Annotated in this window: 15 protein-coding genes; 5 read left to right on the forward strand and 10 right to left on the reverse strand. The window is 63.2% G+C overall.

Annotation, left to right across the window (positions count from 1 at the left end; genetic code table 11):
• Positions 1–111: 111 nt before the first annotated feature.
• The 8 genes from GR158_RS23085 to GR158_RS23120 form a co-directional block, all read right to left on the reverse strand.
• A complete protein-coding gene (locus tag GR158_RS23085; protein ID WP_160872756.1) occupies positions 112–1,407 on the reverse strand; it encodes an amidohydrolase family protein in 1,296 nt (431 codons plus the stop codon).
• A 15-nt stretch (positions 1,408–1,422) separates the two neighbouring features.
• Positions 1,423–2,367, reverse strand: coding sequence for an ABC transporter permease (locus GR158_RS23090; protein ID WP_160872757.1), 945 nt, complete (start codon positions 2,365–2,367; stop codon positions 1,423–1,425).
• Positions 2,364–3,413: an ABC transporter permease gene (locus GR158_RS23095; protein WP_160872758.1), complete on the reverse strand. Its 1,050-nt coding sequence runs from the start codon at positions 3,411–3,413 to the stop codon at positions 2,364–2,366. The genes GR158_RS23090 and GR158_RS23095 overlap by 4 nt, the downstream gene beginning before the upstream one ends.
• Positions 3,403–4,923, reverse strand: coding sequence for an ABC transporter ATP-binding protein (locus GR158_RS23100; RefSeq protein WP_160872759.1), 1,521 nt, complete (start codon positions 4,921–4,923; stop codon positions 3,403–3,405). Before GR158_RS23100 ends, GR158_RS23095 begins: the two co-directional genes overlap by 11 nt.
• A complete protein-coding gene (locus tag GR158_RS23105; protein ID WP_160872760.1) occupies positions 4,920–6,323 on the reverse strand; it encodes an amidase in 1,404 nt (467 codons plus the stop codon). Before GR158_RS23105 ends, GR158_RS23100 begins: the two co-directional genes overlap by 4 nt.
• Positions 6,324–6,331: 8 nt before the next feature.
• A complete protein-coding gene (locus GR158_RS23110) occupies positions 6,332–7,318 on the reverse strand; it encodes a BMP family protein (protein ID WP_134651597.1) in 987 nt (328 codons plus the stop codon).
• A gap of 188 nt (positions 7,319–7,506) precedes the next feature.
• Positions 7,507–8,562, reverse strand: coding sequence for an isopenicillin N synthase family oxygenase (locus GR158_RS23115; protein ID WP_160872761.1), 1,056 nt, complete (start codon positions 8,560–8,562; stop codon positions 7,507–7,509).
• Positions 8,559–9,518 carry a LysR family transcriptional regulator gene (locus GR158_RS23120; RefSeq protein ID WP_160872762.1) on the reverse strand — a complete coding sequence of 320 codons (960 nt, stop codon included), beginning with the start codon at positions 9,516–9,518 and terminating at the stop codon, positions 8,559–8,561. The genes GR158_RS23115 and GR158_RS23120 overlap by 4 nt, the downstream gene beginning before the upstream one ends.
• Positions 9,519–9,740: 222 nt before the next feature.
• Between GR158_RS23120 and GR158_RS23125 the strand changes: the two genes are divergently transcribed.
• The 5 genes from GR158_RS23125 to GR158_RS23145 all read left to right on the forward strand — a co-directional run bounded on the left by GR158_RS23125 (position 9,741) and on the right by GR158_RS23145 (position 15,607).
• Entirely contained in the window at positions 9,741–10,847 is a 1,107-nt protein-coding gene (locus GR158_RS23125) for a BMP family ABC transporter substrate-binding protein (protein WP_160872763.1), read from the forward strand.
• On the forward strand, positions 10,844–12,397 hold the full coding sequence (locus GR158_RS23130) for an ABC transporter ATP-binding protein (protein WP_160872764.1): 1,554 nt from the start codon (positions 10,844–10,846) through the stop codon (positions 12,395–12,397). The genes GR158_RS23125 and GR158_RS23130 overlap by 4 nt, the downstream gene beginning before the upstream one ends.
• Positions 12,390–13,445 carry an ABC transporter permease gene (locus tag GR158_RS23135; protein WP_160872765.1) on the forward strand — a complete coding sequence of 352 codons (1,056 nt, stop codon included), beginning with the start codon at positions 12,390–12,392 and terminating at the stop codon, positions 13,443–13,445. The genes GR158_RS23130 and GR158_RS23135 overlap by 8 nt, the downstream gene beginning before the upstream one ends.
• 13 nt (positions 13,446–13,458) lie before the next feature.
• The gene (locus GR158_RS23140; protein ID WP_160872766.1) at positions 13,459–14,382 is read left to right on the forward strand and encodes an ABC transporter permease; all 924 of its coding nucleotides are present in this window, start codon (positions 13,459–13,461) and stop codon (positions 14,380–14,382) included.
• A 193-nt stretch (positions 14,383–14,575) separates the two neighbouring features.
• Entirely contained in the window at positions 14,576–15,607 is a 1,032-nt protein-coding gene (locus GR158_RS23145) for a zinc-binding dehydrogenase (protein ID WP_160872767.1), read from the forward strand.
• A gap of 50 nt (positions 15,608–15,657) precedes the next feature.
• Here GR158_RS23145 and GR158_RS23150 read toward each other — a convergent pair whose 3' ends face one another.
• Together GR158_RS23150 and GR158_RS23160 are read right to left on the reverse strand one after the other, a co-directional pair.
• Complete coding sequence (locus GR158_RS23150) at positions 15,658–16,242, reverse strand: hypothetical protein (RefSeq protein ID WP_202402412.1); 585 nt, start codon at positions 16,240–16,242, stop codon at positions 15,658–15,660.
• Between the two features lie 184 nt (positions 16,243–16,426).
• Positions 16,427–17,650 carry an ROK family transcriptional regulator gene (locus GR158_RS23160; RefSeq protein ID WP_202402413.1) on the reverse strand — a complete coding sequence of 408 codons (1,224 nt, stop codon included), beginning with the start codon at positions 17,648–17,650 and terminating at the stop codon, positions 16,427–16,429.
• Positions 17,651–17,697 lie beyond the last annotated feature (47 nt).

Consider the following 17,697-nt stretch of genomic DNA (forward strand, 5'->3'; position numbering starts at 1 on the left):
GAGACTAGTCGGCTGGGTGTCGGCCGCTCATCCAGATGTCTCGCTTGTCATAAGACGATTATGGTTTGACGAAGCTACCCTGCGTCAGCCTATGATCCCGCGGGCCTTCTGTCACGATGGCTCCTTGGGCACGTAGTCGCGGCCGGGATCGATGCTCGCCGGCCGGCCGTCGAGGAAGAGTTCGCCGATCCGCGGCGCGCTGCGTGAGATCACCTTGCCGCCCTTGACCACGGCCAGGCGGATCGGCTTCAGCCGCAGCGCCTCGATGACGTCGGCGGCCTGGAGCACGATCAGGTCCGCCTTGCAGCCCACCTCGATACCGTAGCCTTCAAGACCCATGGTCCTTGCCGAATTGACAGTCAATGCATCGAAGATCTTCTTCTTGTCCTCGATCCCGCCCATCTGCGCCACATGGATCGCCATGTGACCGACTTCGAGCATGTCGGCAGAGCCCATCGAATACCAGGGATCCATGGTGCAGTCCTGGCCGAAGGACACGTTGAGCCCGGCGGCCATCAGTTCGCGCACCCGCGTCATGCCGCGCCGCTTCGGATAGGTGTCGTGCCGGCCCTGCAGCATGATGTTGATCAGCGGGTTAGGGATGACGTTGATCTCGGCTTCCGCCATCAGCGGGATGAGCTTCGAGACGTAGTAATTGTCCATGGAGTGCATGGAGGTGAGGTGGGAGCCTGCCACGCGTCCCTGCAGGCCATGGCGCACGGTTTCCGCCGCCAGCGTCTCGATGTGGCGGGACATCGGATCATCGGTCTCGTCGCAGTGGATATCCACCGGCAAACCGCGCTCCGCCGCGATCCGGCACAGCGCTTCGAGCGAGCGTCGTCCATCGTCCATCGTGCGCTCGAAATGCGGAATGCCGCCGACGATGTCGAGCCCCATGTCGAGTGCGCGCTTCAGCGATGCCTCGCCTTCGGGCGCACGGTAGTAGCCGTCCTGCGGAAAGGCGACGAGCTGCAGCGTGATGTAGGGCGCCACCCGTTCACGGACCTCGATCAGGGCCTCGGCGGTGACGAGGCGCGGGTCGGACGTGTCGACATGGCTGCGGATGAAGAGCAGGCCCTGGCTGACGGCGAGATCGCAGTAGCGCAGCGCGCGCTCGACCAGCGCTTCCTTGGTCAGGAGCGGCCGCAATTCGCCCCATAGCGCGATGCCCTCGAGCAGCGTGCCGGAAACGTTCATGCGCGGCATGCCGAGCGACAGCGTCGCGTCCATGTGAAAATGCGGATCGCAGAAGGGCGGGCTTGCCAGCCTTCCTGTCGCATCGATCTCCTCGTCCGCGACGGCATCGATCCGCTTTTCGACGGTCGCGATGATGCCGTCCTTGAGGCCGATGTCGAACCCTTGGCGGCCGTCGGGCAGGTTGGCGTTGCGGATGATGAGATCGAACATGGTGTTATCCTCCGTTCAGCGCTCGCCGCGCCGATAGGGTTGCATGAGGGCCTGCGGCACGCGGGCGCGTCTGGCCATGACAGCCAGCGCCGCGATCGACAGGACGTATGGGATCATCAGGAAGAGCTGGTAGGGAACCACACCGCCCAGAACTGTCTGGAGCCGCAGTTGGAAGCCATCGAAGAAGGCGAAGAGCAGGGCGCCGAGCAGGGCACGCTGTGGCCGCCAGGAGGCGAAGACGACGAGCGCGATGCAGATCCACCCGCGCCCCTGGACCATGGTCGGAAAGAAGCTGTTGAAGGCCGACAGCGTCAGGAAGGCGCCGGCCATGCCCATCAGCGCGCTGCCGGCAATCACCGCCCCGTAGCGAACCACCATGGGACTGATACCCTGCGCCTCGGCAGCATGCGGATTTTCACCGGTCATGCGGATCGCAAGGCCCAGCGGCGTGCGGAACACGAGATAGGCGAGCGCCAAAGCAATCAGGATCGCGGCATAGGTCGGCGGGGTCTGGCTGAAGACGGCCTGGCCAAGGAAGGGGAGGTCGCTCAAGCCGGGAATATGAATGGGCTGGAAGGGTGTGATCGTCGGGGGCGTGCCGGCGACCGGCACGAGAAGGCGGAAGACATAATAGCTGAAGCTCGAGGCAAAGAGTGTGACACCGAGACCGGAGACATGCTGCGACAGGCCAAGCGTGACGGTCAATGCCGCATGCAGCACGCCGAACAGCCCTCCGGCGAGCGCGGCGATGAGGAAGCCCGTCCAAAGGTCCGCGCCGTTGTAGACCGCCAGCCAGCCGATCATCGCGCCGAAGGTCATGATGCCCTCTATGCCGAGATTGAGGACACCGGCCCGCTCGCATAAGAGCGCGCCGAGCGTGCCCAGGATCAGCGGTGTCGCGATGCGCAGGACGGCCGCCCACAAGCCGGCGGAGGCGATGATGTCGAAGACGGCGCTCATCGGCGGATCCTGTACTGGGTGAAGAAGACGGCGATCAGCATCGTCAGGAGCGAGAGGGCGACGATGACATCGGCGATATAGCTCGGAATGCCCATGGCGCGGCTCATGCCATCCGCACCAACGAACATGGTGGCGGTGAAGAGGCCGGCAACGACGACCCCGAGCGGGTTGAGGTTGGCCAGCATCGCCACGACAATACCGGAATAGCCGTAACCCGGCGACAGGTCGGTCGTCACATAGCCCTTGACGCCCATGACCTCGACGGCGCCCGCAAGTCCCGCCAGTCCTCCGGACACGCAGGCGACGACCACAAGCGTGCGGCCGAGCGGAACGCCGGCGAACACCGCGCCCTGCGGGTTAAGGCCGGCGGCGCGTGACTGTATGCCGAATACCGTGCGCGACTGGACGAAGGCCAGTACGAGAGCCAACACCACGGCGATGACGAGGCCGAGATTGAGGCGCGAGCGGGCGAGAAGCTTCGGCAGCATCGCGGCGTCGGCCACCGATTGTGATTGCGGCCAGCCGAACGCCGTCGGGTCCTTCAGGACGGTGTCGATGAGCATGGACACGAAGAGGACGGCGACGAAGTTGAGAAGCAGCGTCGTGACCACCTCATCGACCGAAAAGCGCAGCCTCAGCCACAGCGGCACCAGAAGCAGGATCATGCCCGCGACCGCGCCCATGATCAGCAGCGCCGGGATCTGCAAGGCGGACGGCCAGGTGCCGATGAAGTGCGAGCTCGCCCAAGCGACGGTGATCGCGCCGAGATAGAGTTGTCCTTCGCCGCCGATGTTCCATAACCGCGCGCGAAAGGCGACGGCGGCCGCAAGGCCGGTCAGGATCAGGGGCGTGGCGCGGGTCAGCGTTTCCGTCGCCGAGAGACGCGAGCCGTAGGCACCCTTCAGAATATTCCAGTAGGCTTCGAAAACCGGTGCACCGGCAATCGCGATGAGGATGCCTGCAATCGCCAGCGCGGCAACGACCGCAATCAGCGGTGTCGCGATGACCAGCGCGACCGGCCTGTGTTCGCGTCTTTCAAACCGCATGTGCCGTCTCGCCTTCCCATTCGCCGGCCATCATCAGGCCCAGTCTGCGCGTAGAAGCCTCTTCCGCCGGTATCGGCGGGGAGAGCCTGCCGCCGACGATGGCCTGGATACGGTCGGCGAGTGCCATCACCTCGTCGAGGTCTTCCGAAATCAGCAGCACCGCCGTGCCCTGCCGCCGCGCGTCGAGGATGCGTTCGTGGACCGCGGCCACCGCGCCTTCGTCCAGCCCGCGGGCGGGCTGGGCGGCGATAAGGATGCGCGGCCTGTCGACCAGGTTTCGTCCCAGGATCAGCTTCTGCATGTTGCCACCGGAGAGCAGCCGGATGCGGCTTGCCGGTGATCCGCCGCGCACGTCGAACGTGTCAATGATCGTCTGCGCGAAAGCCATGCCAGCCTGGCGATCCACCAGCCCGTGGCGCGAGAAGCTCGACAGACGTTCCAGAATGGCATTTTCCCAAATGGCCATCTCGCCGATGGCGCCGTCCTTGTTGCGGTCTTCCGGGATCCGGCCGATTCCCGCGGTGACCGCGTCCTTGACGCTCAACGCGTCGACAGGCTGGCCGAACAGAAGCAGGTCGCCGCTCGCCATGGCGGCGGTGCCCGACAGCAGCTGTGCCAGTGCCGCCTGGCCGTTGCCAGACACGCCGATGATGCCAAGCACTTCGCCAGCACGAAGCCGAAAGTCGACGGCCTTCAGGCGATCGACCCCGCCGATCCTGACAGTGACCGCGGCGGCCTCCAGTACCACGTCGCCGGGGTCCGATGGCTCGCGCACCGGTCGTGACACCGCACGGCCGACCATCAGTTCGGCCAGTTCCGGCTTGCTGGTCTCGGATGCGCGGCGCTCTGCAACGTGGCGTCCGCCGCGCAGGACGACGATCCGGTCCGCGGTCGACATCACCTCGTCCAGCTTGTGGGAAATGAAGATCAGCGACAGGCCCTGCGCCGCCATGTCCTTCAATGTAGCAAACAGGCGCTCGGCTTCGATCTGCGTCAGGACCGCCGTCGGCTCGTCGAGAACGAGGATGCGGGCCTCGTTGTAAAGCGCCTTCAGGATTTCGACGCGCTGCTGCTCGCCAACCGACAGGTCGCCAAGCCGCGCGTCCGGATCAACTTTCAGCCCGAACCGTTCCGAGATCGCCAGCAGCTTCGCCCGCGCCTCACGGCGGCGGGAGCGCGGCGACCACAGGCTTTCGGTGCCCGTCGTGACGTTTTCCAGCACGGTCAGGTTGGGTGCCAGCGCAAAATGCTGGTGCACCATGCCGATGCCCGCGCGGATGGCTGCGCGCGGCCGACCTGCCGGCAGTTCCTGTCCGTCCACCATGACGCGGCCGCTGTCGGGAACGTAGTGGCCGAAGAGGATGCTCATCAGCGTCGTCTTGCCCGCACCGTTCTCACCCAGCAGGGCGACGATTTCGCCCTTGTCCAGCGACAGGGAGATATTGTCGTTGGCAAGGGTCTGGCCGAAACGCTTGCTGACGTTCTCGATCTGGAGAACCGGTGTACTCATGCGGGCCATCCTGCGATTGGAAACCGGTGTTGCCAGCGGCCATCCTGCTCCAGAAGGCCGGCAAGCTGCAAGAGCAGGGCGTCGGCGCCCATCGGCGCCATCAACTGGACCGGCAACGGCAGGCCCGCGGCATCGGTGCCGAAGGGCAGGGTAAGCGCCGGGAAGCCGGAGGCATTGGCGATCGCCGCTAGCGGCGCAAAGGCCGCCATCCGCTCGAAATGAAGGTCTGTGTCCCGGTGATCGCTTGGGAAGGAGCCTACGGGGCACGGTGCCGAAGACAGGATCGGGCTGATGAGGCAGTCGATGTCGTCGAAAAGCCGCCACAGGTCGCGGCTGACCAGCACCATCGCGTTGAGGCTTTGCCACAGGCCTCGCGCCGGCAGGGACAAGCCGCGCTCGATGACGGCCTGCGTCAATGGTTCGGTCTTGCCGGCATCCAGATCAAAGCGAGCGATCGTGTCGGCGAGATTGAGGCAGACGATGTCGACGAAGGCGCGGCGGCTTGCCGATGCCATACCTTGCACGGCCTCGAAGGAGATGGGGACGAGCTGGTGGCCGGTAGCCTCCAGTGCGCGGGCGGCCTCCTCGATGACCGCTTGTCGCGTGGCGTCCGTCGGATGGTCGGCGCCGGTGTCTGTCAGAACGCCGATCCGTAGCCGCCCATCCCGCTGCTTCTGCATTTCAACCGGCGGAAACGGGCCGCGCGCGTTGCCGGAAAGCGCTGCCAGTGCCGCTGCGGTATCGCGCACGGAGCGCGTCACGACCAGTTCGGCGGCGATACCGCCCAGGTGATTGCCGAAATGCGGCCCCGCCGGCATCAGTCCACGGCTGGGCTTGAGACCGACGAGCCCGCAACAGGCGGCCGGAACGCGGATGGAGCCGCCGGCGTCGGTGGCGTGGGCGATTGCGACGATGCCGGCCGCAACGGCGGCCGCAGCGCCGCCTGAGGAGCCTCCGGCCGAAAGGTCAGGCGCCAGCGGATTGCGCGCGATCGGGCCGATTGCCGGTTCGCTGGCGAGCGACAGGCCGAATTCGGGACTTGTGGTGAGGCCGAAAAGACAGAGGCCAGCGGCACGGAAACGCTTGGCAAGGTCGGAATCCACCAATCCGCCGCGCCGCGCCATCAGGCGCGATCCCGCGGTTGTTGGAAAACCGGTGAACGGCCCGCCGAGGTCTTTGCCAAGCGTCGGTACGCCGGAGAAGGGCAGTGTGTGGCGGACATCCCCCGGCAAAACATCAATGGCGTCGGCGGCCGTCAGACCCTTATCTGCGTCCTGATAGGCGACGGCGCCCAGGCTTTCCCAGGCCGAAGACGCTGAAAGGGAGGCCTGCATGGCCTCCCGGCTGGTGGTCCGGCCGCCGGCAATAGCCTGCGCCAGCGCTGTTGCATCCGCCTGCATCGAACCGTTTACTTCGGTTCGTCCATGATGCGCGGGACTTCGAAGGTGCCCGCCTTGATCTCGGCGCGCTTGGCCTCCATCGCAGCTTCCGCTTCGGCAGGTGCCACACCCTTGACGAAGACGATGTCGCTGCCGCCTTCCTTCATCAGGCCGTAGGCGGTGTAGTCGCGGCCGGTCGGCTTGCCGGCGGCCACGTCGGCGAGCGCCGCGTTCAGGATCGGGCGGAAGTTCCACAATGCATTTGCGAAGACGGTGTCGGGATAGCGCGGCGTGTAGTCGATCAGCGACCCGACTGACTTGATGCCGCGCTCCTTGGCGGCGTCGGCGGTGCCGATGCGCTCGCCGAACAGGATGTCGGCTCCGGCGTCGATCTGGGCCAAGCCGGCTTCGCGCGCCTTCGGCGGGTCGAAGAAGGTACCGATGAAGGTGACGAGGTGCTTGGCATCCGGATTGACGGCCTTGACGCCCGCACCGAAGGCATTGATCAGCATGTTCACTTCCGGGATCGGCATGGCGCCGACGGAGCCCACGACGTTCGACTTCGTCATCTTTCCGGCCAGCATGCCGGCGAGATAGGCGCCGTCGAAGTTCCAGGTGCCGAACACGCCGAAATTATCGCCGGCTTCCTTGCCGCTCGATCCCATGACGAAGGCCGTCTCCGGATAGTCGGCGGCCACTTCGCGCGCCTGCTTCTCCACGGGGAAGGTCTCGCCGATGATGAGCTTCGCGCCCTGTTCGGCATATTCGCGCATCGCGCGCGGATAGTCGGTACCGGAGACGCCTTCAGAGAAGACGTACTCGATCGCACCTTCCGCCGCGGCGTCCTGGAGCGCCTTGTGCAGCACCGAATTCCAAGCGTTTTCCACCGGTGAGCCATGGATGCCGGCGACCTTGACCGCCGCGGCAGCTCGTGCGGAGGGTATGAACGCGGAGGCACTTAGAGCGAGGCCGGAGGCAAGCACGCCACGGCGGGAGATAAGCAGTTTGTCGATCATCGATGAGTTCCCCGGTTTTTTACCAATTGATAAATCGATAGCGACTGCACATTTTGAAGTCAAGAAAACAAGGTGGCTTCTAAATAGGCATATCCTCATTCCATTTACGGGCGTGCGCGGGCTGTCGTGGCCAGAGCAAGCTGGCGCGACCCCTGTCCATTTTGGAAAGGTGGTCGCGCCCGATAAGATCAAACGGTGGCGTCCTGCTTCTGCGCCTCGGCATAATGGGCGAACGTCGCGGCGAACCGGCCATTGACATAATCGCCCGATGTCACCGGCTCGTATTTTGCCGGGTGATCTTCATCGACGCAGCTCGGCAACGCCTCCAGCACCGTGTCGTAATTGGGGCCGAAGAAGAACGGGATGGAATAGCGTTCCTTGCCGGAGCGGTTGATCGCCCGGTGCACCGTCGAGGCGAACAGATCGTTGGTCCAGCGCGCCATCTGGTCGCCGATATTGACGACAAAGCAGCCCGGGATCGGATCGGCGGCAATCCATTCGCCCGAAGCGTTCAGGACCTGGAGAGCCGAAATGCCTTCCTTCTGGGCGAGAATGGTGAAGCACTCATAGTCCGAATGCGCACCGATGCCGATCTGGCGATCGTCGATCTCGCCGAACTGCGGCGGATAGTGCAGGACACGCAGGGTCGCAAGCGGCTTGTTGACCATGGAGTCGAAATAGGTTTCCTCGAGCCCGAGCGACAGTGCGAAGGCATGCAACAGGTGGCCGCTGAGCTTCAGCATCTCGACGTGATAGGCTTCGAGCGCGGCGCGGAATTCCGGCTGATCCGCAGGCCACTGGTTCGGGCCGTAGAGGACTTTTCCGGCCAGCACGTCGGGATCGTCCGCCGGAACGTCGAGCGCGATATCGAAGGACTGGTGCAGGTCGCCGCGGGCGGTGGGGTCGGTGTTTTCCTCCAGCATTGCCGCATAGCCGCGATTGTTCCTGGACTTCGAGACGTGGTTCTGCATCTTCACGTCGTCGGGCAACGCGAAATAATCCTCGGCCACATCAAACGTCTTCTGGATGACATCCTGCGGGACGTGGTGGTTCTTGATGTACAGGAAGCCTACTTCCGTACAGGCCTTGCGCAACTCTTCCGCCAGCCTCTCCTTGGCGGCGGCGTCACCGCTGAACATCGGCTCGAGGTCGATGATCGGGATCTTGTCGAAGCTGACGCGCTGCGGGTCCAGCCCGCCATTCTTCATGACGCGAACGCCGTTTCCGGTCTCCACTGCTTTCATGGTTCTGTTCCCTCTTTCTGTTGGCTTGGATCGTGGATCGCTTCCACGTAGTAGCGCGGCCCGACAAAGATGAAGCCGGGCGAGAAGTAGCGGCGGCAGACATCCATGAATGCCGCCATCTTGCGTGAACGGGCGTGAGGCCGGGTGACGCGTATGCTCACGCGCCGTTCCGCCGAGGTCCAATCGGGCAGGAGCGGGACAAGATGGCCACGCTCGCACTCGATGTCGGTAAAGAAGTGCGGAAGGTAGCCGATGCCTTCTCCCGCCACCGCGAAATACTTGATCGTCCAGAAATCGTTGGCGATCAGGCTTGAGCGCGGCAGGATGCTTTCCTGCGCGCTGCCCTTCTGCAGCCGCCAGTGCTGAAGGCCGCGAGGCGTGCGGTAAAGGATACCCAGGTGCTCGGCCAGATCGGCGGGCGATGCCGGCATGCCCATGCGATCGATATAGCTCTGACTGGCGAAAAGAGCGAAAGTCGCGGTGGAGAGCGTTTCGCCGTCTGCCTCCCCATCGTCCCAGGATACCACCGCATCCAGCATGTCGAGGCTTTCGGCGGCATAGAGGACATGGGGCGAGAAGAATGTCAGCTCGATATCGACATTCGGATAGAGCCTGCGGAACACGATCAGCATCTGCGCATAGAAGGCCGTGCCGAACTCGCCCGTTGCGCCGATGCGCAAAGTCCCGGCGACATCGTCCGACGGTTCGGTGACGGCGGCTCTCGCCGTGTCGCAGCTTTGCAGGATCTGACGGGCGTGCACGAGCAGGGTCTGGCCCTCTTCCGTCAAAAGCAGGTTACGTCCCGAACGTTCGAAAAGCGCAACGTTCAAATCCGCTTCAAGCTGCTTGATCCGCAGGCTGAGCGTCGACTTCGGCAGGCCGTAAAGCTTCGCTGCGGCCGACAGCGAGCGCAGTTCCGCAATCTTGACGAATGAAGCCAATGCCTCGGTGTTCACGTCTGATCGTCCATAATTCTGAACAAAATGCCAAAAAATTGGGCATGATTATTTTTATTGCATGAACGACCGTAATGGGATTTTATGCACTGCACAAGAGCCAAGACCGCTTTTGAAAATCCGGAATGAACGTCAGCGACGACGTTGCTCGAACGGGCCTTCGCCCGCCGGGAAACGTGTGTCCAGAACGAACCGACGTCGGCAAAAACAAGGGGAACCGACATGACAGACACCAAATTTCCGAAGGCCCGGGCGGCCTATCTCGCTGCTGCGATGTCGCTTCTGGCCTGGTCCACGGCCTGGGGCTTTACGCTCGAAGGTCCGCCGAAGGTCGCCTTCATATATGGCAGTGCAGCATTGGACGGCGGTTGGAACGAGGCACTCGAAGCCGGCCGCAAGGCTGTCGAAGAACAGCTCCAGATCGAAGTCGCCGTCACCGAGAACATCCCGGAAGAAGCGACCAAGCTTCGCGCGGCGATCGACCTCTATGTGAAGCGCGGTTTCAACATCATCGTCGGCACCACCTACGGCTACAGCGCTCCGATGGCCGAAGCCGCGAAGGCCTATCCGAACGTCGCGTTCCTGAGCGCGTCGGGCACCGAAAACGGCCCGAACATGGAAAGCTTCTACGCCCGCACCTACCAGGGCTGGTATCTCGCCGGCATCGCCGCCGCCCAGGCCACCAAGACCAAGAAGATCGGCATCCTGGCCGGCTTCCCGGTCGGCGTGGTCAACTGGGACATCAACAGTTTCGCTCTTGGCGCCCGCTCGGTCGATCCCGACATCCAAACCATCGCGGTGTTCACGAACTCCTGGTGGGATCCGGTGAAGGAAGGCCAGGTGGCCCAGGCGATTCTCGACCAGAAGGCCGACGTGCTGGCGACCAACCTCTCCGCGACCTCTCCGCTCGACGTCGCGGAAAAGGCGGGCACGCCTTCGTTCGGCTTCCAACTCGACATGTCGCACGCCGCGCCGAAGACCATCCAGACCTCGGTCGTCTTCCGCTGGGAGAAATATCTCGTGCCGACGATCAAGGAAATCATCGACGGCAGCTGGAAGCCCGAGGAATACGGCGCCTTCGAGGGCATGGACAAGGGCGTGGTCGATCTCGCGCCGTTCGGCCCCGGCGTCTCGGACGAAACCAAGGCGAAGATCGAGGCTGCCAAGCAGCAGATCATTGCCGGCACGCTCGATCCGTTCCAAGGCCCGATCAACAAGCAGGATGGCTCCGTGCTTGTCGAAGCCGGGAGCAAGCTGGACGACGGTGCCTTGTGGTCGATGGATTACTTCGTCGAGGGCATCACCGGCACGATGCCGGCGAAGCAATGATCGACACGCTGCATCAATCGGATGGCCGGGGAACCCTGTTCCCCGGCGCGCCGCCGGCGCTTGACCTCAAGGGCATAGACAAGGCCTTCGACGGCAAGCCGGCGCTGGTCGATGCATCCTTCCGCCTCGAATGGGGGGAAGTGCATGCGATCGTCGGCGAGAACGGTGCGGGCAAGTCGACATTGATGAATGTCGCCGCCGGCGTCTATGCGGCCGACGGCGGAGAACAGACGATTGATGGGGAAGCCAGGAGCCCGCGCAGTCCGATGGAGGCCACAGCGGCCGGCCTCGGCATGGTGCACCAGCATTTCCGGCTCGTGCAGAGTTTCACCGTTTCTCAAAACATGCTCCTGAGCCTTGGGCGCGACAGCAGGATTCGCACGCCGGCACAGGCCGCGGCGGCCATCGCCGCAAAGGCCGCTGAAGTCGGCCTGCCCGTGGACCCTGCCAGGGCCGTTGCGGACCTCTCGACAGCCGAGCGTCAACGCGTCGAGATCGTACGCGTCCTGTTGCTGGGCGCCCGCATCCTCATTCTCGATGAACCGACCGCGGTGCTGAGCGAGGAGGAAGCAAAGATGCTGCTCTCCTTCGTCCGGCGTCTGGCGCGGCAGGGCCACGCCGTCGTGCTGATCACGCACAAGTTCCGCGAGGTCGCCGGCTTCTGCGACCGTATCACCGTCATGCGGCACGGCAAGACGGTGATGGCCGGGGCGCCGGTTGCCGATATCGACGAGGGCGAGGTCGCGCGGCTGATGGTCGGCGAGGCGCTGGCCGTGAGCGAACGCCCTCTGTCAAGTCCGGGTGCCGTCAATCTCAGTGTATCGGGCCTGACGCAGAAACCCGACCGGTTCGGACAGGGCTTGAACGCGCTCAATTTCGAACTGCACGCCGGCGAAGTGCTCGGCATCGCAGGCGTCGGCGGCAATGGGCAGGAAGAACTGGTGGCCTGCCTGACCGGACTGTCGAGACAGGATCAAGGCTCCATCCGTCTCGGCGGTCGTGATCTTTCGCGTGCGTCGCCCCATGATCGGCGAAAGGCCGGTCTGCGCATTATCCCGTCCGACCGCTTCGAGGCCGGCCTTGTTCGCGAGCTGTCCATTGCCGAAAACCTTGCCCTGACGCAGGTCGCGAAGGGGGATTTCGGCGGGCCATTTTTTCTGAGCCGCAAGGGTATGCGGCATGCTGCCACCGCAGCGATCCAGAGCTTTGATATCAGAGGCGCCTCGCCGGAGCGCGCTGCAGCGCTGCTGTCGGGCGGCAACGCGCAGAAGGTTCTGCTGGCGCGCGAACTCGACGCCGGGATGAAGGTGCTGGTCGCACACTCCCCTTCGCGGGGCCTCGACATGAAGGCCACGCTCTTCGTCCGCAATGCCATCAAGCAGGCCGTCGAAGGCGGCGCGGCCTGTCTTCTGATCAGCGAGGATCTCAACGAGGTCCTGTCGCTGTCCCATCGTGTCGCCGTCATGAACAGGGGATCCATCGCCGACTGTCGTGCGATCGGCGACGTTACCCCCGAATGGATTGGAGCGCTGCTCGCCGGCCATGTTTGATGCTGCGTTTCTTGTTCGCCGGCAAGCGCCGGGCCCGCTGCTTTCCGGTGCATGCTACGCGGGCGGGCTGTTCGTCGGCCTTGCCATTTCCGCTATCCTTCTCGTGCAGGCCGGCGTGCCGGCCGATGCGCTTGTCGACGAGTTTCTTGTCGCGACCTTTCTGACGTCGGATGGTCTTTCCCAAACGCTGACCGCGGCCCTGCCGCTCGTCCTCGTCGGCCTGGCCTCGGCGGTCGCCATGCGGGTGCGGTTTTGGAATATCGGCATCGAGGGCCAACTCTGGCTCGGCGCGGTCGCCGCCACCTGGGTGGCACTGGGCGGGATCGGCCCGGAGCCGCTGCGGTTGCCGCTGATGCTGGTCCTGGGGGCCGTGGTCGGCGCCGCCTGGATTGCGCTGCCGCTCTGGCTCAAGCTCAAGTGGGGTGTCAACGAAGTCATCTCGACGCTGCTGCTGGGAAGCATCGCCTTTCTTTTCGTGCAGCACCTGCTGTTCGGCGTCTGGCGCGATCCGGCGACGAATTTCCCGGTAACGGCGGCTTTTCCCGAGGCATCCCGCTTTGCCGCCACGGGTTGGGGCCAACTGCATTACGGTTTCCTGCTCGTCGGCGCAGTCACGGCGGCGCTGTGGTACCTGCTCGACTATACGAGGGTCGGCTTCTACGCCGATGCCGTCGGCCACAATATCAAGACCGCGCGGGCGGCGGGATTGCCGGTTGGAGCAACGATCACCGGATTGGTGCTGCTTTCCGGCGCGCTTTCTGGCCTCGCCGGCGTGACCGTCATTGCCGGCACGGAGCATCGGCTGAGCCAGGTGGTCGGCAACGGCTATCTGTTCAGCGCCATCGTCGTCGCCTATCTCGCCCGCGCCAAGCCGGTCTGGGTGCTCGTCGTGGCGCTCGCACTCGGCGCGGTCTTCACCGCCGGCAACGTTCTGAAGGTGTTCTACTCCATATCGGAAGGCATGATCGTGCTCGTGCAGGGAACCGTGCTCATCTCGATCCTGATGGCACAGTTCTTCAGTACCTACGCGCTCAGCCGGCCGAGCTGAAGAAAGGGTCGTCATGGATTTCCTGATCGGTTGGCTTGCCATCATTCCAAGCTATGCGACGCCGCTTCTGCTTGCGAGCCTGGGCCTCATCATCTGCGAGCGTGCCGGTGTCCTGAACCTCGGCGCCGAAGGCATGATGGCCGTCGGCGCGATGACCGGGGCGATCATCGTGCTGTCGGGTGGCAATCCGTGGGCGGCGCTCGGCGGCGGTGCCATAGCAGCGGCGGCGCTCGCCTTGCTTTTCGGCCTCGCCACCGTCGTCAAGCGCGCTGACCACACGCTTTCAGGCCTTGCCATCGTGGCGATCGGTCTCGGGGTGACCGGTGTTCTGGGGCGGCCTTACGTGCAAAAGACCTTCCCGGGAATTGAGACCCTGGGTGATCTCTTCGGCATCGATCGCGGCTCGGTGTTTGGCCGGATCGTGGCCGTTCAGGATCCGGTGACGATCGCCCTACCGCTGATCGTCTTCGCTCTGTGGTGGTGGCTGCAGAAAACCCGCAGCGGTCTCCGGCTGACGGCGGTCGGCGAAAACCCTGCCGCCGCGGATGTGGCCGGCATCGATATCCAGCTCACACAGCTTGCAGCCGTCCTGGCTTCCGGTGTGCTGTGCGGTCTGGCGGGTGCCTATCTTTCCGTCGCGACCAGCCATGTCTGGGTGGAAGGCATGGTCGCAGCACGCGGCTGGGTCGCCATCGCTCTCGTCATTTTCGCCCGCTGGAATCCCGCGCGCGCCCTTCTTGGAGCGCTTCTCTTCGGGGCCGCCGATGCCCTGGTACCCCGCCTCCAGGCGATCGGTGCGGACTTTCCGGTCTACCTGACGATGACCGCGCCGTATATTCTGACGCTGGGCGTGCTGGTCCTGAGCTCGCTTCGCGGAAAGACATCGGGCGAGCCAGGTTTCCTCGGGCGCGTCTACTTGAGACAGGACAAACATTGACTGGCGCGCCGATCGCGCGGACGCTAAAGATGCCTGCGTCGTTCCTGGAGGGAAACGATTGCCTTGACCGAGATCGGAGGTCGTATCGGGATCGCCCATCTGTTCTCTAGCCGCTGATCCACAGTTCCTCGCCGGACACGACAAATGCATTTGGCTCATGGTTGCAGGACCGTGACCGCTATCGGAGGAAAAGATGGATCAACCCCAATCGATGACCGCCCTGTTGATGACCGGAGCCGACGAGTTGCAAATCCGGCAACTGCCGGTACCTAAGGCGGGTCCCCATGAAATCGTCATTCGAACAGCGTTTCTCGGCATCTGCGGAACGGATGTCCACCTTCATCATGGCAAGAGCTTCTATATCGACAACGGCTTTCTGAAGCATCCTTTCATCTTCGGCCACGAATATACGGGGACGGTCGTTTCCAGGGGTGCTGGTGCGGAAAGAGTCGGTGTCGGTAGCCGCGTGGTGGGTCACTGCATGGTGCCGTGCAACAGCTGCGACAATTGCCAGCGCGGTCGCCGCAATCTATGTCGCAGTCTCAGGGAGGTTGGACTACGCTTCATCCCGGGCGCCGCAGCCGAATATGTGGTGGTTCCTGAAACTGCGGTCTCGATCGTGCCCGACAATGTCTCCCTTGAGGCGGCAACGCTCGTGGAGCCGGCTGTCACGGCCTATCACGCCTGTGAGCGGACTGGTGTCGGAAAGGCCGATCGCGTTGCGGTGATCGGCACAGGCACGCTCGGTATGCTCAGCCTCATGATCGCGAAATTGACGGCGCGCTCGGTCGACGTGATCGGTGTTGCGCAATCGGAAATGGACTACGCGCTGGAACTGGGTGCCACGCGGGTCCTTCGGCCGGAGGAGGCCGCCCGCGACGCCTATGATGTCGTGATCGAGGCGTCGGGCGTGCGATCTTCCATGCAGCTCGCCATAGATCTTTGCGACCTGGGAGGACGCATCGCGCTTGTCGGTATCCCGGGATCCACATCGCCGGAGGTCAGTCAGGGATCACTGGTTCTCAAGGACATCAGCGTTCATGGAATCCTGCACGGCATCGACTACTACGGCTTGACGCTGGACCTGCTTGCGACCGGAAAGCTCGATACGAGAAAACTGGTCGCGCGCATAGGCGGTGTGGAAGAGGCGGGCAGCATGTTCGCCGACATGAGCAAGCCAGATCGGAGCAGGCCCAAATATCTGATCCGGTTTAAGGGCGAGTGACACTTCGTAGCCGAAGTCTGCGAACCGAAATGAAGTCCAGCGCAGCGATTTCAGCGCTGGATTTCCGACACTTTTGCAGCTTTCTCGTCGTACAGGTAACTCTTCGTGCCTGAGCCTGCTTCGATGTCATCCATCGTCACGACCGGGCCTTTCGCACTTTCCTCGAAGGAAGCCTGTTCGGCGCAAGTGCCGAATTCCTCGCTGGCGCGCAGCCCGGTTTCGTCATAACTCACCCAGGCAAAGAGGATAGGGCAGGCATTGCCGCCCGTATAAAGTTCGAGCAGCGCACTGTTGCCATGAATTTTGAGCAGGCGCGGCATATAGGCGCTTTCGAGCAGCACCTCGTGACTGCCGCCTGCATGGACGAACAATCCCGTGCCCTCGACCGTGTTCATGGTGATGTCAAGTGCGCCTTGGGGCAGGTTCACGACCAGCGTGCCATCCTGATCGACATTGGGCTGGTTGCTGACCAGAACTTCGGCAGCCGCGGGCAGGGCAGCCAGGAGCGAGACGGCAAGGATATTGGCAAGAAGGCGCATGATTCTTTCCATGTTGATGAGGATGCGGACACTATAAATCATCGACGTAAAAATCCACGATCGCCATGGCCTTTTCAGGGCAATATCAGCGCACACTGGCAATCAAAACTCCGGCGGAAGCCACTCCCTTTTATGGTGAAAATCCCAACTCCGTGCGTACTTCAGTCTCCTCGCTATCATTATTGTAGGCTTCAGCCCAGTGAGGATAGGTCACGAAGACGGTCGTCGCGCCCTCTCCCTCGGACGGACAAAGGTCCGTAAAATATGATAATTGTGTCGTCTACAACCATCGTCTCCGTGGGGATTGGCCGGGAGCATACGGGCCGTAGCCAGAGCTATCAAAGCAGCGTTGATGGGCGATTGCGGCGACGCCTATGGCGCATTCGTATGGTTCAAGGCTGAAAAGGCGGATCTCGGGTGCTGGCAGTCCCGGCACGATGCCACGGGCCACATCCTGGCGGATGTCCTCGATAATGAGGGAAAGGACGGGACCCAGCGCGCCGCCGAGGAAGATCGTGGACGGATTGAAGATGTTGGCGAGGCTGACGACACCCAATTTGAGCCAGTCCGTAAGATCTGCCACTGAGGCAATGGCGGCCGGATCGCCGGAACTGAAACGCTCTGCGACCTCGGCAGATAAGACCTCGAATTGCGCCTCTGCGAGATCGTCTGTTCCCCAGTAGGATCGGGCAAGTGCATCCAGCCCGACACGGCTTTCAAAGCAGCCACGATGCCCACAGCTGCAAACTGCACCATCGCGGGCGATCCGCATGTGGCCGAGTTCCCCTGTGGCACCGCTCGCGCCGCGCAAGAGCCGGCCATTCATGACCGCAGCCCCGCCACAGCCCCGGCCCATAACAAGAAAGACAGAACAGCCGGTCTGGAGTTCCGGCATGGTATAGACCGAGCCGAACGCTGCTGCGCCTGCATCGTTTTCCACGAAGCAGGGCCGGTCTACGGCGGCCTGCAATGGTGTCAGGAGATCGACCCCTTTCCAGCCCAGGATCGGCAGGTTGATGACGAAACCTTCAAGATTGACCACACCCGGTACAGTGACGCCGACGCTGTGCACGCGGCCGGCGTAACGGACGTCGTGCTCCAGCATAGCAATATGTGCGGCGATCGCATCGACGACTTCCTCGGGGGTAATCGTGCGACTGACATGTACATCCGACGTGGCAACGCTGTTTGCAGTCAGATCAATGAGTGCATAGCGCAGAATGCCGATGCCGATCTCGACACCGAGAAAGAAGACAGCATTCGGATTCAAAGCGAGTGCCACACCGGGCCGGCCGGCGTCACGCGCAGTTCTCCCCCTTTTTGCTCCAGGTTGAACCTCGCGTACCAGCCCGCGCATCGTTAGCCCGTTGACAAGGCGCGTCACAGAGGCCGGTGTCACTTTTAGATGGCGGGCGATATCGGCCCTGCTAGCCGACCCGAAGAGCCGCAGGAAACGAAGGATCTGCCGCTCGTTGACTTCCTTGGCAAGGGTCTGATCCGCCATGTCGAGATCCGCCACCTTTCATTTGCGATCCGCGTTTCGTATCCGGC

It is taken from the genome of Shinella sp. AETb1-6 (assembly GCF_009826875.1).
GTDB classification, from domain to species: Bacteria; Pseudomonadota; Alphaproteobacteria; order Rhizobiales; family Rhizobiaceae; genus Shinella; species Shinella sumterensis.

Bases quoted from the DNA above. Each gene is read 5' to 3' on its own strand.
- GR158_RS23085 (WP_160872756.1), bottom strand. From the start codon at position 1,407: ATGTTCGATCTCATCATCCGCAACGCCAACCTGCCCGACGGCCGCCAA.
- GR158_RS23090 (WP_160872757.1), bottom strand. From the start codon at position 2,367: ATGAGCGCCGTCTTCGACATCATCGCCTCCGCCGGCTTGTGGGCGGCC.
- GR158_RS23095 (WP_160872758.1), bottom strand. From the start codon at position 3,413: ATGCGGTTTGAAAGACGCGAACACAGGCCGGTCGCGCTGGTCATCGCG.
- GR158_RS23100 (WP_160872759.1), bottom strand. From the start codon at position 4,923: ATGAGTACACCGGTTCTCCAGATCGAGAACGTCAGCAAGCGTTTCGGC.
- GR158_RS23105 (WP_160872760.1), bottom strand. From the start codon at position 6,323: ATGCAGGCGGATGCAACAGCGCTGGCGCAGGCTATTGCCGGCGGCCGG.
- GR158_RS23110 (WP_134651597.1), bottom strand. From the start codon at position 7,318: ATGATCGACAAACTGCTTATCTCCCGCCGTGGCGTGCTTGCCTCCGGC.
- GR158_RS23115 (WP_160872761.1), bottom strand. From the start codon at position 8,562: ATGAAAGCAGTGGAGACCGGAAACGGCGTTCGCGTCATGAAGAATGGC.
- GR158_RS23125 (WP_160872763.1), top strand. From the start codon at position 9,741: ATGACAGACACCAAATTTCCGAAGGCCCGGGCGGCCTATCTCGCTGCT.
- GR158_RS23130 (WP_160872764.1), top strand. From the start codon at position 10,844: ATGATCGACACGCTGCATCAATCGGATGGCCGGGGAACCCTGTTCCCC.
- GR158_RS23135 (WP_160872765.1), top strand. From the start codon at position 12,390: ATGTTTGATGCTGCGTTTCTTGTTCGCCGGCAAGCGCCGGGCCCGCTG.
- GR158_RS23140 (WP_160872766.1), top strand. From the start codon at position 13,459: ATGGATTTCCTGATCGGTTGGCTTGCCATCATTCCAAGCTATGCGACG.
- GR158_RS23145 (WP_160872767.1), top strand. From the start codon at position 14,576: ATGGATCAACCCCAATCGATGACCGCCCTGTTGATGACCGGAGCCGAC.
- GR158_RS23160 (WP_202402413.1), bottom strand. From the start codon at position 17,650: ATGGCGGATCAGACCCTTGCCAAGGAAGTCAACGAGCGGCAGATCCTT.